At 59.6% G+C, this 19,836-nt stretch carries 19 protein-coding genes; 12 read left to right on the forward strand and 7 right to left on the reverse strand.

Going from position 1 to position 19,836, the window contains the following annotated elements; translation table 11 throughout:
- Complete coding sequence (locus BMH52_RS00405; protein ID WP_014718736.1) at positions 1 to 270, reverse strand: PepSY domain-containing protein; 270 nt, start codon at positions 268 to 270, stop codon at positions 1 to 3.
- 148 nt (positions 271 to 418) lie between these two features.
- Between BMH52_RS00405 and BMH52_RS00410 the strand changes: the two genes are divergently transcribed.
- The 7 genes from BMH52_RS00410 to BMH52_RS00440 all read left to right on the forward strand — a co-directional run bounded on the left by BMH52_RS00410 (position 419) and on the right by BMH52_RS00440 (position 6,424).
- On the forward strand, positions 419 to 1,417 hold the full coding sequence (locus tag BMH52_RS00410; RefSeq protein ID WP_014718737.1) for a FecR family protein: 999 nt from the start codon (positions 419 to 421) through the stop codon (positions 1,415 to 1,417).
- Positions 1,418 to 1,731: 314 nt separating this feature from the next.
- Positions 1,732 to 2,190: a hypothetical protein gene (locus tag BMH52_RS00415; protein ID WP_014718738.1), complete on the forward strand. Its 459-nt coding sequence runs from the start codon at positions 1,732 to 1,734 to the stop codon at positions 2,188 to 2,190.
- On the forward strand, positions 2,190 to 2,741 hold the full coding sequence (locus BMH52_RS00420) for an adhesin (RefSeq protein ID WP_072434061.1): 552 nt from the start codon (positions 2,190 to 2,192) through the stop codon (positions 2,739 to 2,741). The genes BMH52_RS00415 and BMH52_RS00420 overlap by 1 nt, the downstream gene beginning before the upstream one ends.
- A 68-nt stretch (positions 2,742 to 2,809) precedes the next feature.
- Positions 2,810 to 3,544 carry a hypothetical protein gene (locus tag BMH52_RS00425; protein ID WP_003190893.1) on the forward strand — a complete coding sequence of 245 codons (735 nt, stop codon included), beginning with the start codon at positions 2,810 to 2,812 and terminating at the stop codon, positions 3,542 to 3,544.
- A gap of 61 nt (positions 3,545 to 3,605) precedes the next feature.
- Positions 3,606 to 4,286 carry a C39 family peptidase gene (locus BMH52_RS00430; RefSeq protein WP_019817800.1) on the forward strand — a complete coding sequence of 227 codons (681 nt, stop codon included), beginning with the start codon at positions 3,606 to 3,608 and terminating at the stop codon, positions 4,284 to 4,286.
- Positions 4,287 to 4,323: 37 nt separating this feature from the next.
- Positions 4,324 to 5,067: a hypothetical protein gene (locus BMH52_RS00435; protein WP_032901657.1), complete on the forward strand. Its 744-nt coding sequence runs from the start codon at positions 4,324 to 4,326 to the stop codon at positions 5,065 to 5,067.
- A gap of 49 nt (positions 5,068 to 5,116) precedes the next feature.
- Complete coding sequence (locus BMH52_RS00440; protein ID WP_073842512.1) at positions 5,117 to 6,424, forward strand: hypothetical protein; 1,308 nt, start codon at positions 5,117 to 5,119, stop codon at positions 6,422 to 6,424.
- A 1,032-nt stretch (positions 6,425 to 7,456) separates the two neighbouring features.
- On the opposite strand, the gene BMH52_RS00445 is transcribed toward BMH52_RS00440, so the two are convergent.
- Complete coding sequence (locus BMH52_RS00445; protein ID WP_073842514.1) at positions 7,457 to 8,779, reverse strand: sigma-54 dependent transcriptional regulator; 1,323 nt, start codon at positions 8,777 to 8,779, stop codon at positions 7,457 to 7,459.
- A gap of 344 nt (positions 8,780 to 9,123) precedes the next feature.
- Between BMH52_RS00445 and BMH52_RS00450 the strand changes: the two genes are divergently transcribed.
- Positions 9,124 to 9,384: a hypothetical protein gene (locus BMH52_RS00450; RefSeq protein ID WP_014718744.1), complete on the forward strand. Its 261-nt coding sequence runs from the start codon at positions 9,124 to 9,126 to the stop codon at positions 9,382 to 9,384.
- A 67-nt stretch (positions 9,385 to 9,451) separates the two neighbouring features.
- Here the strand turns inward: BMH52_RS00450 and BMH52_RS00455 are convergent, their stop codons facing one another.
- Genes BMH52_RS00455 through gnd form a run of 3 tightly spaced genes read right to left on the reverse strand, consistent with a single transcriptional unit; the run spans position 9,452 to position 12,776 of the window.
- Positions 9,452 to 10,276: a Cof-type HAD-IIB family hydrolase gene (locus tag BMH52_RS00455; RefSeq protein WP_032901660.1), complete on the reverse strand. Its 825-nt coding sequence runs from the start codon at positions 10,274 to 10,276 to the stop codon at positions 9,452 to 9,454.
- Positions 10,273 to 11,796: a glucose-6-phosphate dehydrogenase gene (zwf, locus tag BMH52_RS00460; RefSeq protein ID WP_014718746.1), complete on the reverse strand. Its 1,524-nt coding sequence runs from the start codon at positions 11,794 to 11,796 to the stop codon at positions 10,273 to 10,275. Before zwf ends, BMH52_RS00455 begins: the two co-directional genes overlap by 4 nt.
- Entirely contained in the window at positions 11,793 to 12,776 is a 984-nt protein-coding gene (gene gnd, locus BMH52_RS00465; protein ID WP_019817573.1) for a phosphogluconate dehydrogenase (NAD(+)-dependent, decarboxylating), read from the reverse strand. Before gnd ends, zwf begins: the two co-directional genes overlap by 4 nt.
- 259 nt (positions 12,777 to 13,035) lie before the next feature.
- Between gnd and BMH52_RS29240 the strand changes: the two genes are divergently transcribed.
- From BMH52_RS29240 to BMH52_RS00480, 4 genes are all read left to right on the forward strand, one after another.
- Complete coding sequence (locus BMH52_RS29240) at positions 13,036 to 13,212, forward strand: DUF6026 family protein (RefSeq protein WP_196492057.1); 177 nt, start codon at positions 13,036 to 13,038, stop codon at positions 13,210 to 13,212.
- A gap of 157 nt (positions 13,213 to 13,369) precedes the next feature.
- Positions 13,370 to 15,112, forward strand: a complete 1,743-nt coding sequence (locus BMH52_RS00470) for a phosphoethanolamine transferase CptA (protein WP_069868542.1) — start codon at positions 13,370 to 13,372, stop codon at positions 15,110 to 15,112.
- A 128-nt stretch (positions 15,113 to 15,240) separates the two neighbouring features.
- The gene (locus tag BMH52_RS00475; protein WP_038450390.1) at positions 15,241 to 17,478 is read left to right on the forward strand and encodes a TonB-dependent siderophore receptor; all 2,238 of its coding nucleotides are present in this window, start codon (positions 15,241 to 15,243) and stop codon (positions 17,476 to 17,478) included.
- Between the two features lie 141 nt (positions 17,479 to 17,619).
- Positions 17,620 to 17,832 carry a hypothetical protein gene (locus BMH52_RS00480; protein ID WP_014718750.1) on the forward strand — a complete coding sequence of 71 codons (213 nt, stop codon included), beginning with the start codon at positions 17,620 to 17,622 and terminating at the stop codon, positions 17,830 to 17,832.
- A 101-nt stretch (positions 17,833 to 17,933) separates the two neighbouring features.
- On the opposite strand, the gene BMH52_RS00485 is transcribed toward BMH52_RS00480, so the two are convergent.
- Positions 17,934 to 18,425, reverse strand: coding sequence for a GNAT family N-acetyltransferase (locus tag BMH52_RS00485; RefSeq protein WP_014718751.1), 492 nt, complete (start codon positions 18,423 to 18,425; stop codon positions 17,934 to 17,936).
- A gap of 165 nt (positions 18,426 to 18,590) precedes the next feature.
- Positions 18,591 to 19,697, reverse strand: coding sequence for a cell division protein ZapE (zapE, locus tag BMH52_RS00490; protein ID WP_058410957.1), 1,107 nt, complete (start codon positions 19,695 to 19,697; stop codon positions 18,591 to 18,593).
- Between the last annotated feature and the right edge of the window lie 139 nt (positions 19,698 to 19,836).

Here is a 19,836-nt window from a genome sequence, read left to right on the forward strand (position 1 = left end):
TCAGTCTTTCTGGTCACGCAGCACGTTACCGGAAGCGCCATCGATGCGCGCCTCATACACGATGCCATCGGACTTGCGACCTTTGACTTCCCAATAGCCATTGTCATCCGCTTCAGCGGCGTAGACCTCAATGTAGCCGGCCTTGGTTTTCGCCACCTCGATGGCTTTCTCAATGGTGATCCAGCCTGCACCCGGCTTGTCGGCCATGGCGGCGCCAGCGCTCAACAGCGCGGAAGTAGCACACAGGGCGATCAAGGTTTTCTTCAACATTTTCGTACTCCATAGTGGACGACAGGTTAATTCCTGAATTTTTAGGCGCACACAAACAAGAATAAGTTCCAATTGATGTGCAATCGCCATGATGCGGTTCTCGCCGTCCACCTTGGGAGGTTAGAATGTGGGAAATCAGGATGAGTTAATGAGCGAAAAGCCCCTTTCAGAAACCGAATATGACGCCATCACCGACGCCGCCGCGCATTGGTGCATGCGCCTGCATGCTGCAGATTGCACGGCGGGCGAACGTCAGGCTTTTACCCAGTGGCACGATGCCCATCCGCTGCACGCCTTCGAATATGCAGCCATGCTCGAGATCTGGGACGTGGCCGACCACCTGCCCCGCGACAAGCCTGAGGCGGTGGTGGTCCCAATCAAGAAGCCAGCCAGCCGCTTGCGCACCTACGCGGTGGCCGCAGCGGTGTGCCTGGCGGCATTGCCGCTTGCCGCCTTCACCGGCTGGGAAGCGGGCTGGTTGCCCAGCTCCTATGAACGGTTCGAAGCAGCCAATGGCTTGAAAAAAGTCACCCTGGGCGATGGCAGCCAAGTGGAGTTGAACCTGGGCACCGAGTTGGTCTACAGCCATTACAAGGACCAGCGCCGTGTCACCCTGAAAAAGGGCGAAGCGTTCTTCAACGTCACGCACGACAGCCACCACCCGTTTATCGTGCGGGCCGGCGAAGGCCAGGTGCGAGTGACCGGCACACAATTCAATGTCTGGGAATATGAAAATCAGGTGCGGGTGATGTTACTGGAGGGCTCGGTGCAGATCTCCAGCGACGGCGAGCATGCCAGTGTGCCGCTTAGCCCAGGCATGCAAGCCAGTTTCCATCAGGGTGACGCGACCCCGCAGGTCGCCGCTATCAATCCCGATGACACCGCGCTGGCATGGCGCCAGGGCAAGCTGGTGCTCGACAACCTGACCCTCACGGACGCCTTGCCCCTGATCAACCGCTACCTGAAAAAGCCGGTGATGCTCGCAGACGCCAGTACCGGCGCGATTCGCGTCGGCGGTATCTACAACATCAATGAGGTCAACAACCTCGTGCCCTCCCTGCCCAAGGTGTTGCCGGTGTACCTGACCCAAAACCAGGACGGCAACCCCGTGCTCAACTCCATTCCCCGTAAAGCCCCCAAGGGCTGAGCCCGCTCGCACGAAGCGGGACGTTTGGGCCGCAGGTGTCCATTTTTGAAACACCTCCCTCACCTGCATCGCCCGCCGTATGCGGATTCATGGTTCTGTCACAGGCAGTGTTACATGGCTGAGACAGCGTGAGATGAGCATGGGCCTATCTCACGCCTTTGAGACTGTTTCAACCCTGAAACAGGGTTGCCATCACTTTGCCTCGACTTTCTCCCAACCCCTTGAATAACCACATCTAATAAAAAGCGGCACGCCTTCTGCTCTTTCCCTGACAACGCTGTTTAGGGTCAGCGTTAAGAATAAGGACTGCCGCCGTGAACACACTCACACACACCTCGTCGATAAACGTACTGCTGATCAGTTGCGTGCTCAGTGCAGGTGTCAGCCTGACGAGCCAGGCGGGTGACGGTGTGATCGTGACCGGGCGTACGGTGCAGGGCCACATGTACGGGCGCACCTCGCTGCCCGATCCCTACCCCAACACCGCCAATGCCAACCCCAGCAAAGAGATCAACAACGCTTTGACCGGCGAACTCAGCGACAGGGATATCGGCGGCATCAGCAGTGGCTCCAGCCTCGCCCGCTCCCTGCAGCCCAACGGCAGCCTGTCGGGCCTGGGCGCCACCCAAAACAGCATGTCGACACTCGGCGCTGGCGCAGCGGCAGGCCATGGTGCGGGCAGCGGCAGCAGCATGGGCGGGCAGATCAGCGACTCGATCCAGCGTGGCATGGCGCCGCTCAACAACCTCGGCAGCATGATGGGGGGCAAGTGATGAAGCGCGCCCTGTTGGTGCTTGCCCTGCTGGGCAGCGCCTCGGCCATGGCCGACAACACCGCCGTGATCAACCACAGCGGCCAGCAATACGACGGCGTGCTGTCGATCAACCAGGCCGCCGGCACGGGGCAACAAATGTCCAACAGCCGCGCCATCGCGCTCGGTGGCCAGGCCACCAACGTCGACATCCAGCGCGTCGACGGCAAGGTCGACCCGTCCCTGAACGCCAAGGCCGCGATCCAGGGCAACTCATTCAGCAGTGGCAACGGCGTACTGGGCATCAACCAGTCTGCCGGGGCTCATAACCAATCCATCAACGCTGTGCGGATCAGCCTCAACCCTGGCCCGCAGAGCATCGATGACAGCGTCCTGTTGCAACAGAACACGACGACGCTGGCAACCGACTCAGGGCTCACCCGCACCACTGGCAGCCGCCAGGTCGTGACCAGCGACCAGGCCTTCACCGGCAGCCGAGGAGTGACACAGGTGAACCAGAGTGCCGGGGTGGGGAACCGAGTGGCTAACACCCTGGGCATCACTATCAAGTAACCGCTTGGTAGACGTTCGTTAGACCGTACCAACACTTAACCAACTAATTAGAAGCAAGGAGAAACACCATGAAACCTCAAATGGCTCTGAAACCAATGGTTTTCGCTCTCGCCGCACTCATGGCTGCTGCTGCTCAAGCGGGTGGCTGGCATCCAACCCCACAACCCACCGGTACTGTGGCCGCTGTGGTCACTGACGTACAGAAAAGCGAACACAACAAATTCGACGACACCAACACCGAGAACAACGCATCAGCCGACAACTCGGTAAATAGCAACAGCGGTAATGTCGGGGTCAACGCACAATCAGGTTCCGGCAACCAGGCTGACAACGCCGGCGCCATTTCCAGTGCCAAAGGCGACTTCGCCACCGTGTTTGCCGTGATCGATGTCGACCAAGGCAGCTCGCATAACAACTTCGTCAACAAAGGCACGCAAAACAACGCCTCCCTGGACGGTTCCATCACCGGCAACTCCGGCAACGTGGGTTACAACGGCCAGGCCGGCCAGGGTAACCAGGGTAAAAACAACCTGGCCATCACCACCGCTGACGGCAAGAACATCGCAGCAGCGTCCAACACCGAGCAGAACTCGCTCAACAACAGCTACCTGAACACGGCCGCCAGCAGCCATGGTTATGGCAAGCCTCAGTACGTGTCCAACAACGCAAGCCTCGACAACTCGGTTAACCGCAACTCCGGCAACGTAGGTGTCAACCTGCAATCGGGTGCGGGCAACCAAGGCAGCAACAGCCTGTCGATCGGCCAAGGTTGCAGCGTCTGCGCCAGCGGCGTGCGCTTCTGATCCAACGGGGCCTTGGCGACAAGGCCCTTTTTTATTCCAGTGTCCAACAGGTCATTCGATCATGCGTATCGCGACCCTTACCCTCTTGATGTTGCTCACCGGCACGACCTGGGCAGGCACCATGGCGATTTCCGCCATGCCCGGCGGGGCGGTGATTTTCAAGAAGGTCGAGAGTATTCGCGAGCGCCGGTTCGCCAACCTGGTGGAACAGAAAACCGATTTCAGCTGCGGTGCCGCGGCACTCGCCACCATCCTGCGCCAGGCCTATTGGCTGGACGTCGACGAAGCACACATCATCAAAGGCATGCTGGTCACCGCCGACCAGGACCTGGTACGAACCCAGGGTTTTTCCATGCTGGACATGAAGCGCTACCTCGAAAGCATCGGCATGCGTGCCCGGGGCTACAAGATCGCGCCCGAGACCCTGCTGACCGTGAAAATCCCCGTGGTGGTGCTGCTGGAAATCCGCGGCTACAAGCACTTCGTGGTGTTGCAACGGGCCGACAAGGACTGGGTGTACATCGGCGACCCCGTATTGGGCCACAAGCGCTATTCCCATGACGATTTCGTCAAAGGCTGGAATGGCATTGTCTTCGCCGTACTGGGCGAGGGTTACGACAAGGCCAACGTCTTGCTCGACCCGCCCCTGCCGCTGACCGCCAAGAGCCAGATGAATGAGTTCAGGCCTGTGGGCGATGCCGAGCTGATGGATTTCGGTTTTATCCAGAGCGACTTCTTCTAGAAGCGCAATAAGGGGCAGGACGCCCCAGGAGCAGCAGATGAACACTTCCCGTTGGCTGACGGTCTTGTGTCTGGCCGCCTCAATGCCTGCTTATGCGTCCTCGGGGTTCAAGCCCATCGAACTCAAGGACGCCGAAATGGCCGAGCTGCGCGGCCGTTATGTGATGCCGGGACGCATCATCAGCTTTGGCATTGTCATGAGCAGCACCTGGACCAATGCCGAAGGTAGCAACATCACCGGCACGGCCAACATGCAGATCGACAAGACCACCATTACGCCACAGTTCTACGTGCAAACCACGGGCTCGACCGGTACCGGCACGCGCCCCAACACGGGCACCGGAAATGTGGTCGGTGGTGCCGGCCTCGGCAGCGGCCAGGGCGTGACCCAAAGTGTACGCACCGCCGGCGATGGCAACGCCGCCTACAACAATGTGGGCATCAACGTCGAAAATGGGGTTAGCCCCGCCAATAACCTGCAGTCCGGCCAGGTGCTGGTGGCGGGCGGTACAGTGACCGGGGACAGCGCCGCGGGCCGTGTCAGCGTATCGGCCAACAGTGGCGGCGTGCAGATGGCCATCCAGGCCAATCACAACCAGGGCAACAGCCTGCAACAGATCGGCGCGGGGAACGTGCTGCAGGGCACGGTATTGACCGGCGATAGCAACCTTGTCAGAAACATCACCCAGATCAACGTGGTGATGAACAATAACGGGCTGAACAACGCCGCGTTGAACTGCAACCTGGATCAACTCAAAGGCCTACGCACGCTCGGTTATTGAACTACGCTGACCCTCGACACTTACGCATTAGAAAAGGACGGCTTATTTCATGCATCGATCGTTATCGCTACGTGCGGTGGTTTGTTTGAGTACGCTCTTGCCCGCATCCGTGCTGTATGCCGCGCCAGACGCTGACATCGAAACCCTGAAGAAGGAACTGCTGGAACTCAAACAACGCTACGACGTGCAGCAAAAAGCCTTGGCCGTGCTGGAGCAACGTGTGCGCCAGGTCGAGGACCAACCGGCAACGCCCGCCCCCAGGCGCCTGGCCAAATCACCGGCCGACTTCAAGAACGGCGCTAACACTGTCGCGGCTAGCGGTACGGGCGCAGCCGCGGCATCCGGTGGCGCTGGCGGGGGTGGCAGCTCCTACGGCCAGGCCCTCAAGGACGACTCGGCCCCTGCGCAAAGTGTGAGCAACCTATACAACGAGGCCAGCGGCTTTTTCGGCAATGGCAAGTTCAGCGTGGAAACGGGCATCACCTATGCCCGTTATGACGCGCGCCAGTTGACGCTCAATGGTTTCCTGGCGCTGGACTCTATTTTCCTGGGCAACATCAACCTGGACCGGATCAAGTCCGACAGCTGGACCCTGGACCTTACCGGGCGCTACAACGTCGACAACCGCTGGCAGTTCGACCTGAACGTGCCGGTGGTGTACCGCGAGTCCACCTACCAGTCGGGCGGCGCCGGCAACGACGCCACCGCCACCTCCGAAGGTTCCGTGACCCGTGACCCGACCATCGGCGATGTCAACTTTGGCGTGGCGTACAAGTTCCTCGACGAAACCTCGACCTTGCCCGATGCGGTGGTGTCGGTGCGCGCCAAGGCCCCGACGGGCAAAGAGCCCTTCGGCATCAAACTGGTCAAGCAACCTAACAACGATAACCTCTACGTGCCCGAAAGCCTGCCCACGGGTAACGGGGTCTGGTCGGTCACGCCGGGCATCTCCCTGGTCAAGACCTTCGACCCGGCCGTGCTGTTCGGTTCGTTGTCGTACACCCACAACTTTGAAGATTCTTTCGATGACATCAGCAGCGAAGTCAATCAGAAGGTAGGAGGCAAGGTACGCCTGGGCGACAGCTTCCAATTCGGGGTCGGCGTCGCCTTTGCCTTGAACGAGAAGATGAGCATGTCGTTCTCGGTTTCCGACCTGGTGCAGCGCAAGAGCAAGCTCAAGCCCGATGGCGGCGACTGGCAATCAGTGGTGTCCAGCGATGCCAACGCCGGCTATTTCAACGTGGGCATGACGATTGCCGCCTCGGATAACCTGACCATCGTGCCGAACCTGGCGATTGGGATGACCGATGATGCGCCGGACTTTACGTTCAGCCTGAAATTCCCGTATTACTTCTGATTGGTTTGCCTGCGGGCGGTGTGTCAGTTGCTGCATCGGTGACTGCACTCCCGCCTTCGCAGGCAAGCCAGCTCCCACATGGGCCCTGTATTGCCCACAGAATCAGCGCCTGACACAAATCCCCTGTGGGAGCGGGCTTGCCCGCGAAGGCGGAGTGTCAGTCACTGCATCTGTGACTGCACTACCGCTTTCGCAGGCAAGCCAGCTCCCACATTGGCCATGCATTGCCCACAGAATCAGCGCCTGGCACAGATCCCCTGTGGGAGCGGGCTTGCCCGCGAAGGCGGAGTGTCAGTCACTGAATCTCTAACTGAACCACCGCTATCGCAGGCAAGCCAGCTCCCACATTGGCCCTGTATTGCCCACAGAATCAGCGCCTGACACAAATCCCCTGTGGGAGCGGGCTTGCCCGCGAAGGCGGAGTGTCAGTCACTGAATCTCTAACTGAACCACCGCTATCGCAGGCAAGCCAGCTCCCACATTGGCCATGCATTGCCCACAAAATCAGCGCCTGGCACAAATCCCCTGTGGGAGCGGGCTTGCCCGCGAAGGCGGAGTGTCAGTCACTGAATCTGTGACTGCACTACCGCTTTCGCAGGCAAGCCAGCTCCCACATTGGCCCTGTATTGCCCACAGAATCAGCGCCTGACACAAATCCCCTGTGGGAGCGGGCTTGCCCGCGATGGCGGTGTGTCAGTTGCTGCATCTGTGACTGCACTACCGCTTTCGCAGGCAAGCCAGCTCCCACATTGGCCATGCATTGCCCACAAAATCAGCGCCTGGCACAAATCCCCTGTGGGAGCGGGCTTGCCCGCGAAGGCGGTGTGTCAGTTGCTGCATCTGTGACTGCACTACCGCTTTCGCAGGCAAGCCAGCTCCCACATTTGCCATGCATTGCCCACAGAATCAGCGCCTGGCACAAGTCCCCTGTGGGAGCGGGCTTGCCCGCGATGGCGGTGTGTCAGTTGCTGCATCTGTGACTGCACTACCGCTTTCGCAGGCAAGCCAGCTCCCACTTTGGGTTTACCCGCCCTAGCGGATCTGGTGTTTATGCAGCAACCGGTAGAACGTCGGCCGGGAAATCCCCAGTACACGGGCCGCGACACTGAGGTTGTCGCTGTGCCGGTTGAGCACATCGCACAACGCCTGACGTTCGGCGCGGTGTTTGTAGTCTTCTAATGTCGCCATCGGCGCCGACATGGCTTGCTGGCCTTGCAGCCCCAGGTCAGCCGCTTCGATCTGCCGCCCTTCGACCAGTACCAGGCCACGCCGCACGCGGTTGGCCAGTTCACGCACATTGCCCGGCCACGGGTGTTGCCCCATCGCCACCAAGGCCTCTTCGCTGAAACTGCGCGGGCGCCGTCCGGTTTCCTGGCTGTAAAAACGTGAAAAGTGGTTGGCCAGCATCGCCACGTCACCATGGCGTTCGCGCAACGGCGCGGTAACCACTTGCAGCACATTCAGGCGGTAATACAAGTCTTCGCGAAAGGCGCCCTTCTCTACCGCAGCCTCAAGGTTGACGTGAGTGGCGGCCAACACCCGTACATCCACCGGGATCGGCTGGCTGCCGCCAACGCGTTCGATGTGTTTTTCCTGAAGAAAGCGCAACAAGTTGGCTTGCAGCTCCATCGGCAGATCGCCGATTTCATCGAGGAACAGGGTGCCGCCGTTGGCCGCTTCAATACGCCCGATCTTGCGCTGATGGGCGCCGGTAAACGCGCCTTTTTCGTGACCGAACAGCTCGGACTGGATCAGGTGTTCAGGAATAGCGCCACAATTGATCGCGACAAACGGCTTGGTATGCCGCTGGGATTGGCGGTGCAGGGTCTTGGCCACCAACTCTTTGCCCGTGCCACTGTCACCGCGGATCAACACCGGGGATTCAGTCGGCGCCAACTTGGACAACAATTTGCGCAGCTCACGAATGGGGCGGCTCTCGCCCAGCAATTCATGGGGCTCATCCACCGGCGCGTAGCCCTTGCCACGCAGGCGCGCCATGCCGAACGCGCGACCCAGGGTCACCTGTACCCGGGACACATCGAAGGGTAAGGTATGGAAGTCGAAAAACCATTCGCAGACAAAATCGCCGACGTTCTGCAAACGCAGTACATCCTGGCTGAGCACGGCGATCCACTCGGTGCCGCTGCGACCAATCAACTCCTTGACCGCTTCGGGGCGCTCCAGGTGATCCCGCTGCAAGCGCAGCAGGCCCACATCGCAGGAGCGCTCCCCCACCGCCTCCAAGGCACAGCTGTCTACTTCCCAGCCGGCGGTGCGTAAACCGGGTAATAACCCGTGGCAATCGTCACAGGGGTCGACCACCAATAAGCGGCGTTGGGCGGGTGTCGCAATCATGACTATTCCTTGGCGCCAAGATTGTTAAAGTTATTTAGAAACAACAGTTTGTGGCGACCGTTGGTAACCCTAGCAAGATCTTGACGCTTTCCTTGTACCCTTTCGCTATAAGTGCGGGCAAAAAGCCATGCTTGTTTCGTAGCACGCCGAAAGTTGCTCGTCAGTGAAACGCTTATGGCGCTTTCAAAACAGCCGCTTACATGACGTCAATCAGGAAAAGTTAAATTTTCTTGCCCTAGCATGTGACCCGCACGCCACCATCGTGCATCAGTACAAGTAACCCACCGCACGGTCAGCCCAACCGCCGGTACTCACTTGAATGGGCATACAGAGAGAAGACCCAAATGAACGCTCCGCTGCGCATCAACGAAGCTCTTTTGATTGCAGACCGTGCTTTCCAGCCCTTTCAGTGCGTGGCCTGGCACGATGGCGTCGGCGCCCTCAGCCTGAGCGTCATCGACCGTACCAACACCCGCATCGGCAGCAAACAGCTGTCCTGCACTGCGTATACCGACCCGGCCCAACTTGAAAACCTGTTGTTACAGGCCCGCGCCGAGCTCGATAAAGATGGCCACCAGTTGCAGTCCTGGGCAATGCCGAAGTAATGCAATGCGGCAACTTCCAGCCAACGCCAAACATCGGCTGGAAGTTGCGCACTAAAACGTCAGTTACTTAGCGTGCCGCGAGAATAAACCGTTCGAACGCCTCGGCAGCGCCGTCCTCGACATTGCTGCCGGTTACCACATTGGCCTGGCGCTTGACGGTTTCTTCGGCCTGGCCCATGGCAATCGACAATCCCGCCACATGAAACATCGCCGGGTCATTGCCACCGTCACCAATCGCAGCCGTTTGCGCAAGCGGCACGCCCAGGTGCTCGGCCAGGGTTTTCAAGGCTTCGCCTTTGTTGGCCAGCATCGCGGTCACATCCAGATACACCGGCTGCGAACGCGACACCTGGGCCAACCCCTGCACTTTCGGCTGCAATTGCGCCTCCAGCTCCACCAACAACTGGGTGTTGTTGCTGGCGGCGACGATCTTGTCGACCCGGTCCAGGTAAGGCTCGAAACTCTCCACCACCACCGGCCCATAGCCCAAGCCGTCGGCTTCGCGCTGCACCATGGGCCCGGGCGGATCACGGCGCAGCCAGTCGCCATCGGCAAACACCCAGACTTCCACGTCCGGCTCGGCCGAAAACAGCGCCAGGGTGATCAGCGCCGCTTCCGCCGGCAGATGGTGAGCAACCAGGATGCTGCCATCCGGGTTGACCAACGTACCGCCATTAAAGCCAGCCACCGGCACATCGATGCCAAAGGTCTCGATCAAATGCCGCATGGCTTTGGGCGGACGCCCGCTGGCCAGGCTGAAAAGCACCCCGGCCTCGCGCATGGCGCGAATGGCATCGGCGGTGCGTTGGCTGAGGCTGTGGTCGGGATGCAATAGCGTCCCGTCCACATCACTGAGGACAAACCGGATGGGATGAATCGTCGCGTCACTCATCCGAGGCTATGCCAAGCGCGGCCATCGCGGGCCAGCAAGGCATCGGCCGCTGCTGGGCCATCCTCACCAGCCTTGTAAGCCTGGATACCGTCATCTTCCTTCCATGCATCCAGGAACGGCTGCACCGCACGCCAGCCGTTCTCGATGTTGTCGGCACGCTGGAACAAGGTCTGGTCGCCGGTCATGCAGTCGTAGATCAGGGTTTCGTAACCCGTCGACGGTTGCATCTCGAAGAAGTCCTTGTAGTCAAAGCCCAATTCGATATTGGCCATTTCCAGGGTCGGCCCAGGCTGCTTGGCCAAAAGGTCGAACCACATGCCTTCGTTCGGCTGGATCTGGATCTTAAGGTAAGTTGGCTTGAGCTCATCGACTTCGGTATCGCGAAATTGCGCATAAGGCGCCTGCTTGAAGCAGATCACGATCTCGGTGTCACGGATGCTCATGCGCTTGCCGGTACGCAGGTAAAACGGCACACCGACCCAACGCCAGTTATCAATCATCACTTTGAGCGCGACGAACGTCTCGGTGCTGCTGTCCGGCGCGACGTTGGCTTCTTCGCGATAGCCGGGTAATGGCTTGCCGGCGATTTCTCCGGCGGTGTATTGGCCGCGCACGGAGTTGGCCCGCGCATCTTCCAGCGACCAGGGGCGGATGGCACCGACCACTTTGGCCTTCTCACCCCGCACCGCATCGGCACCAAAGGCGGCCGGCGGTTCCATGGCGACCATCGCCAGCAGCTGGAATAGGTGGTTGGGTACCATGTCCCGCAGTGTGCCGGTCTTCTCGAAGAAGTTGCCCCGGGTTTCAACGCCGACGGTTTCAGCGGCAGTGATTTGCACGTGATCGATGTAGTGGTTGTTCCAGAACGCTTCGAACAGCACGTTGGAGAAACGGCTGACCAGGATGTTCTGCACCGTCTCCTTGCCCAGGTAATGGTCGATGCGGTAGATCTGCTTCTCGCTCATCACCTTGAGCAGGCAGGCGTTGAGCGCCTCGGCGGTGGCCAGGTCGGAGCCGAACGGCTTCTCGATCACCACGCGCCGAAAGCCATCGTCCGTTTCATTCAACAAGCCAGCGCTGCCCAGGCGCTGCACCACTTCACTGAAAAAGCGCGGAGCGGTGGCCAGGTAGAACACCGCATTGGCGGTGCCGCTGTCAGCGATCTTGCTGGCGATATCGGCATAGGTGCTGTCGTCGAGGAAATCGCCCTCGACGTAGCTGATGCCCTTGGCCAATTGTGCCCACAACGCGGGGTCGAGGGCGTTCTCGGCATTGCCCCTGACCTTGCTGGAGGCTTCGGTACGAATGAAGTCCTCAAGTTTCTTGGCAAAGTCCGCGTCGCTGATGGCGTTGTGATCAACGCCGACAATACGCAGGCCATCGCCCAGCAACCCATCGCGGCTCAGGTTGTACAGCGCCGGCATGAGCAGGCGCTTGACCAGGTCGCCATGGGCGCCAAACAGAAACAATGTGGTGGGTGGAGCAGGTTCGGCCTTGGGTTTCTTGCCGTTGGCGGTCATTTTTTGGAAGTCTCCACATGGCCACCAAAGCCGAAGCGCATGGCAGACAGCATTTTGTCACCGTAGGTGCTCTGCTGGCGGGAACGGAAACGCGCGAACAGCGAGGTCGACAACACCGGAACCGGCACCGCCTGCTCCATGGCTGCTTCGATGGTCCAACGACCTTCACCGCTGTCGGCCACAGAGCCCGAGTAGCCGTCAAGTTTGGGGTCGGTGGCCAGGGCATCGGCGGTCAGGTCCAGCAACCAGGACGACACCACGCTGCCACGACGCCAGACTTCGGCGATGTCGCCGACGTTGAGGTCAAAGCGCTGGTCTTCCGGCAGGTTTTCCGAGTTCTTGGTCTTGAGGATGTCAAAACCTTCGGCAAACGCCTGCATCATCCCGTACTCGATGCCGTTGTGGATCATCTTGACGAAGTGCCCCGAACCCGCTGGGCCGGCGTGAATGTAGCCCTGCTCGGCACGTGGGTCGGCAGAGGCCGAACGGTCCTTGGTGCGCGGGATGTTACCCAGGCCCGGCGCCAGGCTTTTGAAGATCGGGTCGAGGCGATTCACGGTCTCGGTGTCACCACCGATCATCATGCAGTAGCCACGTTCCAGGCCCCAGACGCCGCCCGAGGTGCCCACGTCTACATAGTGCAGGCCCTTTTCAGCCAGGGCTTTGCCGCGACGCACGTCGTCCTTGTAGTTGGTGTTGCCGCCGTCGATGATCACATCGCCGTCTTCCAGCAGTTCGCTCAGTGCGTTGATGGTGTCTTCGGTGGGCGCGCCCGCCGGCAACATGACCCAGACAGCACGGGGCTTTTGCAGGCCGGCCACCAGTGCTTTCAAGTCGGCGACGCCGGTGGCGCCCTCCTCGCTCAAGGCTTTGACGAAGGCTTCGTTACGGTCGTATACAACGGTGGTATGCCCATTGAGCATCAGGCGCCGCGCAATGTTACCGCCCATGCGGCCTAGTCCGATAATCCCCAGTTGCATGTGCTGATGCTCCTAACTTCTAAAAAATGTGTGACATAGTTTATAGCGCAATGAGGCTAATGAGGGTTAGTCCAGAGCGGATCCGTGTAGTTTCATGACAAAAAAGTGGCCATCGTTTCACCATCACCCCGGCAAAAGTCACACGACCACCAAAAATAAAAAAGTTCCCTTGCTGCGAAAAAGAATTCAAACTTGCTTCCGACTGTTGCCAAAAACCTGTTTTGGCACCGCGATCTACCGGCTATTTGCGAGGTAAGCAATGAGCACAGCACAGATGACCCGTCCGCCACAGACCCTCTACGTCACCCTCCGTCGCGATGAACTGCGCCAGTTGAAAGACGAGCGCGATCAGTTGCAACAGGAAGTCCTGCGCCTGCGCTTGCACCTTCAAGCCCAGCTCGATCAACCGTCGGATGCCAAGCCAGCCCTGTGCTGAAAGCCGGGCCGAACGCGTTGTAAGGCAATACCTACAGAAAACTCACAAAGTTTTCACATTCCCCTCTTGATACTCCCGTTCCGCGATGCCGCTCACTTCCTGGGCGGCCCGATGTTGCGCGCCTGTGCGCGACAATCTTTCTCTGATGGGGCGCTGGATGGCGATGTTCAAACGCAGCACGACGACTGCGAAAGGCTTTGATTGGGCCGGCCTTGGCTGGTTATTCCTGTTTTTCTGGTATTTCTCGGGTATTACCCAACTTCTTATCCAACTGACCGGCACCTCCGGCTTCAGTGGCTTCCGCCAGGCCTTCTTCATGAGTGCGCTGTGGCTGGCGCCGATGTTGCTGTTCCCGCGTCGTACACGCCTGCTCGCCGCCTTGATCGGCGTGGTGCTGTGGGCTTGCTCCATGGCGAGCCTGGGTTATTTCTTCATTTATCAGCAGGAATTTTCCCAGAGCGTCATCTTCATCATGTTCGAGTCGAACATCTCTGAAGCCGGCGAATACGCCACCCAATACTTTGCCTGGTGGATCGTGCTGGCGTTCATTGCCCACACCGCCTTCGCCATCTTCCTGTGGACGCGCTTGCGCCCGGTGTACCTGCCGCGCGGTCAGTCGATCGTGGCAGCCATTGCCATCGTCCTGGCGGTGGTGGGCTACCCACTGGTCAAGCAGATCGCCACCAGCGAAACCATGGAATTGGCCATCGACCGTTTCGAAACCCGCATCGAGCCTGCCGTGCCTTGGCAGATGATCGTCGCCTACCGTCGCTACACCGAGCAGCTGGATAACATGCAAGGCATGCTCACCAGTGCAAGCAAGATCCCGCCCTTGAACAACCTCAAGGACAGCATGGCCGGCCAGCCGTCCACACTTGTCTTGGTCATCGGCGAGTCGACCAACCGCCAGCGCATGAGCCTCTACGGCTACCCGCGCAACACCACGCCGGAACTGGACAAGCTGCGCGACCAACTGGCCGTGTTCGATAACGTCATCACCCCGCGCCCCTACACCATTGAAGCGCTGCAACAGGTGCTGACCTTCGCTGACGAAGAAAACCCAGACCTGTACCTCAAGACACCGTCGATTGTCAGCGTGATGAAACAGGCCGGCTACAAGACCTTCTGGATCACCAATCAGCAGACCATGACCAAACGCAACACCATGCTCACGACCTTTTCCGAACAGGCCGACGAGCAGGTGTACCTCAACAACAACCGCAACCAGAACGCCCGTCAGTACGACGGCGATGTACTGGCGCCGTTTTCCAAGGCCCTGGCCGATACCGCGGAACGCAAGTTCATCGTGGTGCACCTGCTGGGCACCCACATGAGCTACCAGTACCGCTACCCGCCGACCTTCGACAAGTTCACCGACCGCCAGGGCGTGCCAGCGGGTGTCAGCGATGCGCAGTTGCCGACCTACAACAGCTATGACAACGCGGTGCTGTACAACGATTTCGTGGTCTCCAGCCTGATCAAGGACTACGCCAAGACCGACCCCAACGGCTTTTTGCTGTACCTGTCGGATCACGGCGAAGACGTGTTCGACTCCGCCGGCCACGACACCTTGGGCCGTAACGAAGGCAAGCCGACCGCGCCGATGTACACCATCCCGTTCATGGCCTACGCCTCGCCAAAATGGCGCGAAAGCCACGACTGGAGCTTCGCCGGCGACTTGCAACGGCCTTACAGCAGTTCGCAGTTGATCCACACCTGGGCCGACATGGCAGGCTTGAGTTTCGATGAGCTGGACCACAGCAAGAGCCTGGTAAGCGACAGCTTCAAGCCACGCCCCCTGTTGATCGGCAACCCTTACGAGACCAAGCAGAAGGCGCTGATCGACTTCAGCCTGATCAAGCCCAAGAAGGCCGACAGCGCCGAAGTGGTGGCCAAATAAGCCAGGGGCTTGCAACAGAAAGATAATAATAATTCTCGTTTAACTATAAAGTTCCGCAGCTCCTTTCGTCTTTGAACCAAGCCCTTCCTGCCTGGGGAGGTATCCAAGACGACAAGGAGTCTGCAGCGATGTTCGCGCCCTTCACCCGTTCCATGACCTTCACCCTCGGCCTGTTCAGCCTGGCGCTGAGCCCGGATTCGCTGGCCGACACCGACCCCGATACAGCCCCCGCCAAAGCCCTGGAACTGGGCGCGACCACCATCAGCGCCGACAACCTGGGCGCCACCACCGAGCACACCGGCGCCTACACTACTGGCTCGATGAGCACCGCCACGCGGCTGAACCTCTCCGTCAAGGAAACCCCGCAATCGATCTCGGTGGTCACACGCCAGCAGATGGACGACTTCAATCTCAACACCCTGACGGATGTGTTGCGCCAGACCACGGGCGTCAACGTTCAGCATTACGACTCCGATCGTGTCTACTACTCCGCCCGAGGCTATGGCATCAGCAACTTCCAGGTTGACGGGATGCTCAACACTTTTGGCTACATGAAGACCGACGCCGACACCATCATCTACGACCGCATCGAAGTAGTGCGCGGCGCGACGGGCCTGACCACGGGCGCAGGCGACCCTTCGGCCACCGTCAACATGGTGCGCAAGCGCCCTACCGCCCACTGGCAGGCCAAGACCGGTATCAGTGGCGCCAGCCATGACAACTACTACAGCTACGTCGACGTCGGCGGCCCGCTGGCGTTCGACGGCAAACTGCGCGGGCGTAGCGTGCTGGCTTACCGTGACAGCCAGTCCTTTCGTGACAACTATGGGCTGCAGCGGGCAGTGGGCTACGGCATTCTCGAGGGCGATCTTTCCGACGATACCGTGCTGGCCGTCGGCTTTGATTACCAGGACAAACAGGTACAAGGCACCTCCTGGGGCACCGTGCCCTACTGGAACAGCCAGGGCGGCAAGGCCAGGCTGCCCCGCTCCACCAACATGGCGGCGCACTGGAGTTCCTGGCCGCTGACCGACAAGACCACCTTCGCCACCCTCGACCATCGGCTCGGCGGCGACTGGCACCTGAAGGCCGCCTATACCCATCGCCAGAGCGACACCGATGGCAAGGTGTATTACGGCGGCGCCGGTTTCCCCAACCCCGACCGCAGCGGCATGACGGCCTGGGCCAGCCATATGCGCGGCACCTCGCGCATGGAGGCCATCGACCTCAACCTGGCCGGCAGCTACACGCTGCTGGGCCGCGAACACGCGCTGATGATGGGCTATGGCGAAGCCGCCCAACGGGATGTCTCGCCCTTCATGCGCAGCGACCTGCCAGCCAGCTACTACCCCATCCAGGACTGGAAGCACATGGGCGGCATCGGCAAGTTCACCGACCAGGTGACCGACCTGAAGGGTGAGCACAGCAAGAAACAACAGAAAGCCGGTTACCTGGCCACAAGGCTGAGCCTCACAGACCGCTTGCACGCCGTACTGGGCAGCCGTTACGGCAGTTGGGAGCTGGAAAGCGCAGAGCCCAAATACGATGCCAACGACCAACTGACCGCTTCGGGCAAAACCAGTCAGACCCACAATGATATGTGGACGCCATACGCCGGCCTGCTCTACGACATCACGCCGCAGTACACCGTCTACGCCAGCTATACCGACATCTTCAAACCCCAGGACTACCGTGATGCCAACAAGAAGTACCTGGAGCCCGTGGTCGGCAGTAACTACGAAGTGGGCCTCAAGGGCAGCGTGCTGAACGAGCGCTTGAACCTGGCCGCCGCGTACTTCTGGAGTACCCAGGACAACGTCGCCGAGCGGGATGACTCAGTCCCGCCCAACCCGGTCACGGGCGAGGAGTACTACAGATCCGGCGGCAAAGGTAACAAGGTCAACGGCTTCGAGCTGGAAGCCGCCGGTGAAATCACGCCGGACTGGAACCTGACCGCCGGCTACACCTACACCCATTCAGTCAATGGCTCGGACAAACGCAATAACACCAGCCAACCCTTGAACCTGGTGAAGATCTCCAGCGCCTATCGCCTGCCGGGCGCCTGGCGCAACCTGACGGTGGGCGGCGCAGTGAACTGGCAGAGCGAAACCTACGACTTCAGCAACCGCCCGACCGGGCAGCGCAACAGCGAAGGCCGGCCGATAACCACCCGGGCGAAGATCACGCAACAGGGCTATACCGTGGTCAACCTGATGTCGCGCTACCAGTTCGACGAACAGGTTTCGGCGTCGGTCAATGTGAATAACCTCTTTGATAAGAAATACTACGAGCGCGTTGGTTTTTATAACGGCGTGTATTGGGGTGAGCCGCGTTCCGTCACGCTGGCATTGGATTGGAAGTTATAGCCCCGCCCGTTGAAGTTAACAAAACTGTTAACTTCAACGGCATCTCCCGTTAATTCCCACTTAATAAGATAGCGCCATAGTCGCTCCATGATCTGATCACGGAGCGACCGGACACCTATCACTTTTAATGGGAATACCGCGATGAAAATGTCGACCTTGATACTGGCCAGCCTGATGACCCTGACCTCCGCCGCCGCCTTTGCAGAGGGCGGCGCAGAGCGCTCCAAGGAGTTCTACAACAACTTCAGCTTCATTCAGGAAAAAACCCACGGCAAGGCTGAGCAACAAGTTGCCAGCGCCGATGGCAAATCGGTTAAGTCTGAGACTGTTGATCAGGCACAACCGAACAGCTGAGTTAATGCTTACTTAATCCGTAGCACCCTGCGCCATTCTGCTCCGTTGGCAAAGGTTTATTGGGCGCCCTTTAATGGCGCCCTTTTTTTGCCGGTTATTTATTACAACGGCTTATGCCAGAACAGCATTCGCCCATGGGCGGGATCAAACACTGAGTCGTCAAACCCGAACTTGCGGTATGCCGACTGCGCCAGGGCATTACCTTCCAGCACTTCGAGGGTGATCTTGCAGCAACCGCGCTGCCGGGCGATTTCCTCGACCTTTTGCAGCATCTTCTGACTCAACCCCAAACCCCGAAATTGCTCCTTCACCATCACGTCATGGACGTTGACCAAGGGCCGGCAGGCGAAGGTCGAAAAGCCCTCGAAACAATTGACCAACCCCGCTGGCTCCCCCCCGACGAACGCCAGCACACTGAACGCGTGTGGGCGCTTGGCCAGTTCGGCTGGCAGCTGCTGCAAGAGATCAGCTGGCAGGCTGTGGCCGCCGCCCATCGGGTCTTCAGCGTAAGAGTTGAGCAGCAGGCCAATGGCGTCGGCGTGCACGGCGTTGGTATAGCTGGCTTGCAGCACCAGGATGTCTGGGGTGTCCATGTCCTTCCTCGATAGCGACAACCAGGGAATCGGTTCCCTTTGAGAGGTGCGATTGTAAGCGTGGAGTCGGCAGTAGATGAAGGAGATAAGCGACAAATAGCTGACAGAAAGTGCGAAGGTTGCGCGCATCAAAGCGTGCAATGAGCTTTGGTACAGCGATTTTTCCTATGTGGCGAAGCGTTGCAGCTGCATCTCTTGCAGACGGCTCAGGGTGCGGCGGAAAGGAAACTCCAGGTAGCCTTCGGTGTACAGGCTGTGCAACGGCACCGCGGCGTCGATAAAGAGTGGCACTTTGCGGTCGTAGCATTCGTCCACTAACGCGATAAAACGTCGCACGCTGTCATCGTGCACCGACAACTGCGGCAACTCTCGATCCCCGGCCACCACGCGCTCGGCGCCATCTTCGGTGCCACGGGCAATTCGACCCGGGCGTATTTGTGCACTGAGGTTAGGGACGTCTCCCAGCAGAATGGCGTGGAAGCGATCACACACCAGCATGAAATCCATGGCGGCCAGGGGTTGCTCACACAGGTCGGCATAGCGACACCAAAGCACGGTATCACTGGCCTGCACCGTCATGATGGTGCGGTGCCCTACGCTTACCGCCACACTGTTCACGGCTTGGCCTTGGCTCAATTGTCGGAACACCGCCGCCAGTGCCTCGGGTTGATTCACCCAATAACGCTGCATGCCCACGCCGGGATGCAAGCGATGATCCTCGCCACCGTCCACGGCCACCACCTGCATATGCTGCTTGAGCGCATCGATGCCCGGCAGGAAACGCTCACGGTTGAAGCCATCGGCATACAGCTGGTCGGGCGGCTGGTTGGACGTGCACACCATCACCACACCCTCCTCGAACATCACCTGGAACAGGCGACCGAGAATGATCGCGTCCCCGATGTCATTCACAAACAGCTCATCGAAGCACAGCACACGCACCGCCTGGCTCAGCTCCCTGGCCAACGCCTGCAAGGGGTCCTGGGTGCCCGTGAGCTGGAATAAACGCTGGTGGACCCAGGCCATGAAGTGGTGAAAATGCTGACGCCGCGCAGGCACGCGCAGGCTTTGGTAGAACTGGTCCATCAACCAGGTCTTGCCACGCCCCACCGGCCCCCAGAGGTAAACGCCGGCAATCGACGAACGCCCTTGATGCAAGGCCTCGTGACAGGCTTGCAAGGCTTGTACCGCCCGGCGCTGGGCATCGTCGGCGACGAAACCTGGTTGGGCGATTGCATGTTGATAAGCGGCGAGAGGCGAGTCGAAAGTCATGCTTGCCAGTATGACGGACGCAGAGCTGTCGAGGCGCGAAATCTTGCCTGCCAACGGTAACCACGATGCGAAGCGAGCCGCTCTTGATCTTGCTCTTGATCTGCTTTTGATCTTAAGCGCCCCGTTAAACCACGCTGGC

Origin of the sequence: Pseudomonas sp. BTN1 (genome assembly GCF_001907715.1) — a bacterium.
GTDB classification, from domain to species: Bacteria; Pseudomonadota; Gammaproteobacteria; order Pseudomonadales; family Pseudomonadaceae; genus Aquipseudomonas; species Aquipseudomonas paracarnis.

Bases quoted from the DNA above. Each gene is read 5' to 3' on its own strand.
- BMH52_RS00405 (WP_014718736.1), bottom strand. From the start codon at position 270: ATGTTGAAGAAAACCTTGATCGCCCTGTGTGCTACTTCCGCGCTGTTG.
- BMH52_RS00410 (WP_014718737.1), top strand. From the start codon at position 419: ATGAGCGAAAAGCCCCTTTCAGAAACCGAATATGACGCCATCACCGAC.
- BMH52_RS00420 (WP_072434061.1), top strand. From the start codon at position 2,190: ATGAAGCGCGCCCTGTTGGTGCTTGCCCTGCTGGGCAGCGCCTCGGCC.
- BMH52_RS00425 (WP_003190893.1), top strand. From the start codon at position 2,810: ATGAAACCTCAAATGGCTCTGAAACCAATGGTTTTCGCTCTCGCCGCA.
- BMH52_RS00430 (WP_019817800.1), top strand. From the start codon at position 3,606: ATGCGTATCGCGACCCTTACCCTCTTGATGTTGCTCACCGGCACGACC.
- BMH52_RS00435 (WP_032901657.1), top strand. From the start codon at position 4,324: ATGAACACTTCCCGTTGGCTGACGGTCTTGTGTCTGGCCGCCTCAATG.
- BMH52_RS00440 (WP_073842512.1), top strand. From the start codon at position 5,117: ATGCATCGATCGTTATCGCTACGTGCGGTGGTTTGTTTGAGTACGCTC.
- BMH52_RS00445 (WP_073842514.1), bottom strand. From the start codon at position 8,779: ATGATTGCGACACCCGCCCAACGCCGCTTATTGGTGGTCGACCCCTGT.
- BMH52_RS00450 (WP_014718744.1), top strand. From the start codon at position 9,124: ATGAACGCTCCGCTGCGCATCAACGAAGCTCTTTTGATTGCAGACCGT.
- BMH52_RS00455 (WP_032901660.1), bottom strand. From the start codon at position 10,276: ATGAGTGACGCGACGATTCATCCCATCCGGTTTGTCCTCAGTGATGTG.
- zwf (WP_014718746.1), bottom strand. From the start codon at position 11,796: ATGACCGCCAACGGCAAGAAACCCAAGGCCGAACCTGCTCCACCCACC.
- gnd (WP_019817573.1), bottom strand. From the start codon at position 12,776: ATGCAACTGGGGATTATCGGACTAGGCCGCATGGGCGGTAACATTGCG.
- BMH52_RS29240 (WP_196492057.1), top strand. From the start codon at position 13,036: ATGAGCACAGCACAGATGACCCGTCCGCCACAGACCCTCTACGTCACC.
- BMH52_RS00470 (WP_069868542.1), top strand. From the start codon at position 13,370: ATGGCGATGTTCAAACGCAGCACGACGACTGCGAAAGGCTTTGATTGG.
- BMH52_RS00475 (WP_038450390.1), top strand. From the start codon at position 15,241: ATGTTCGCGCCCTTCACCCGTTCCATGACCTTCACCCTCGGCCTGTTC.
- BMH52_RS00480 (WP_014718750.1), top strand. From the start codon at position 17,620: ATGAAAATGTCGACCTTGATACTGGCCAGCCTGATGACCCTGACCTCC.
- BMH52_RS00485 (WP_014718751.1), bottom strand. From the start codon at position 18,425: ATGGACACCCCAGACATCCTGGTGCTGCAAGCCAGCTATACCAACGCC.
- zapE (WP_058410957.1), bottom strand. From the start codon at position 19,697: ATGACTTTCGACTCGCCTCTCGCCGCTTATCAACATGCAATCGCCCAA.